We start from the raw sequence: 2,340 nt of genomic DNA on the forward strand, positions 1-2,340 counted from the left end.
CATCCGCGCGATCGCTTCTCTAGTGCTCGGGAAATGTTAGATGCGATCGCCGCCCCCGCTTATACCCCCACCCCCGCCACTGTTCCTTCCCCACCACCGTCAAATGTGCCTTATCAACCCACCACCGTCGTTTCTCCGACTACCTCACCTACAGATACTTCCGCTAAGGGAATGGGAGAGTGGCAAAAAACCACCCTCATCGGTTTGATTATCGGCGCTTTCCTGTTACTCGGAGTATGGATGACGCGACCCCAATCTGCAACCACTACCTCTCACTCTTCCAGTGAAGCGGAAGCTATAACCGCCGGTCCGGAGAGTTCCCAGGGCGATCGCATAGCGTCGGAAAACCTACAGACTCCGCAACCAAACCCCAAAGAATTTATTATCAATCATTACGCCAATCTGAACCGTCGCCAATATCAAAAAACTTGGCGCAAACTGTCTCCTAATTTTAAAACGATGGCGGTAAGCTTTGATAATTACGTACAGTGGTGGGATAGGGTGAGCGAAATTCGCGTGGGAGAAGTTCAGATTCGCGATCGCACCGACACCGATGCAGTATTGGATGTACAATTACAGTATTTAATGAACGATGGAGATGTAGCTGACGATCCAAAAAGCCGCATTTATTTAATTTGGGATTCAAAATCACAGAGTTGGCTATTTGAAAATAAATACGAACCGTAAGGGAACAGTAGCGCGTTTGGGCTAACCCCCACCCAAGGGAAAAAACTTTTTTGAATATAGGGTTGACAAAGTTTGCAAAATGTGGTAAAAATTGCAATAAAATTGTCCCACTGACGGTGAGTCAACGCGGTAGGATCCATGCGCCCGGTTATGGTTCCAACCGTTTAAAATAAACATGCACAGGCATTCATTCAAACCATGACCCCGATCGACCCCCCTCGTTGCACGGTTGCCCTTTCCGGACTTTTGATTGTTGCGATCGCCGCTTGTTCTCCGTCCCAACCCTCCCCACCGCAAGCCTCATCGGTGCAAGCGTCGGTTCGCGACGGGCAACGATCCACCCCACCGGCGAAACCCTTACTCCCAGCGCCAGAGAACCCAGACCCCCAGACAACGGCTCAAATCGAACAATACCTCAACACCCTCGCCGCCCAAGGATTTGCCCGGGAAAACCAAGGCATATGGATTCAACGGGGGGATACTCTGCTTGCCAACCATCAAGGCACCACCCCCCTTTCCGCCGCTTCGGTCACCAAAATCGCCACCAGTCTCGTCGCCCTGCAAACCTTTGGTCCGCAGCACCAATTTGTCACCGAAATTGCCGCGAAAGGCCCGATTGAAAATGGGGTATTAAACGGCGACTTAGTAATTTTAGGCGGCGAAGACCCCTTTTTTGTCTGGGAAGATGCCATTCCCCTGGGCAATCGGTTAAACGAACTGGGTATCGATCGCGTCACGGGTAATCTGGTCATCGTCGGTGAGTTTTCCATGAATTTTGAAACCGACCCCGCCACCTCCGGAACCCTGCTGCAGCAAGCCTTAAACGCGCAAATTTGGCCGCCGGAAGCGCAAACCCAATATGGCACATTGCCCCCAGGCACCCCGCAACCGCAAGTTATCGTAGAGGGTGCGGTGCAGGTGGTGGATTCAGCGTCGGCGAATCGAACGCTTCTGTTGCGCCATCGCTCTCGACCCCTGGCGGAGCTTGTCAAACAAATGAATATGTACAGTAATAATATGATTGCCGATATGCTCGCCGAATCCGTGGGGGGTGCCGGCGTGGTAGCCCAGAAAGCCGCCGAAGCCGCCGGGGTGGGCGCAGGAGAAATTCAACTGATTAATGGGTCGGGATTGGGGGAAGAAAATCGCATGTCGCCGCGCGCCGCTTGTGGGGTATTTTTGGCGCTACAGGAGTATCTGAACGGGCATAACATGACCTTGGCAGATGCGATCGCGATTATCGGCAAAGATTTAGGGGTGTTAGAAGGGCGACCCCTGCCCGCGAATGCGGTGGTGAAAACGGGCAGTCTCAATTATGTGAGTACCCTCGCCGGGGTGATTCCCACCCAATCGGGTTTGGTGTGGGTGGCGATTATGAATACTGACGGAGATTTGCAGCAATACCGCACCCGTCAAGAAGTAATGCTTCAGAATTTGATGGGCGAGTGGGGGGAACCTGCGGAGGTCGTGCCGGAAATCGCGCCGACGGCTTGGAAAAAAAACCCGGGTTCTCGGATTGAGGTGGTGGCTCAGCCTTCCGGTTGAGGAAATCAACGCTCCAACCTATCTGTAGGGGTTGACACTCTGCGGCTCTTTTGACGCGCAGATTCTTAAGCAGTCCAGAAATGAACTCTTAAAGGCGTAGTCAAAGCG

At 52.8% G+C, this 2,340-nt stretch carries 1 protein-coding gene and 1 pseudogene; both read left to right on the plus strand.

Annotated features, from left to right (window positions below; genetic code table 11):
• Positions 1 to 687 (plus strand): annotated as a pseudogene (locus tag LKK83_RS00960) (serine/threonine protein kinase); the annotation flags it as partial.
• A gap of 198 nt (positions 688 to 885) precedes the next feature.
• Positions 886 to 2,232: a D-alanyl-D-alanine carboxypeptidase gene (locus tag LKK83_RS00965; protein WP_324628854.1), complete on the plus strand. Its 1,347-nt coding sequence runs from the start codon at positions 886 to 888 to the stop codon at positions 2,230 to 2,232.
• The last annotated feature ends 108 nt before the right edge of the window (positions 2,233 to 2,340 follow it).

The organism is Phormidium sp. CCY1219 (genome assembly GCF_035615515.1).
GTDB lineage: Bacteria > Cyanobacteriota > Cyanobacteriia > Cyanobacteriales > Laspinemataceae > CCY1219.

Excerpts from the sequence above, each read along its gene's own strand:
- LKK83_RS00965 (WP_324628854.1), top strand. The coding sequence starts at position 886 with ATGACCCCGATCGACCCCCCTCGTTGCACGGTTGCCCTTTCCGGACTT.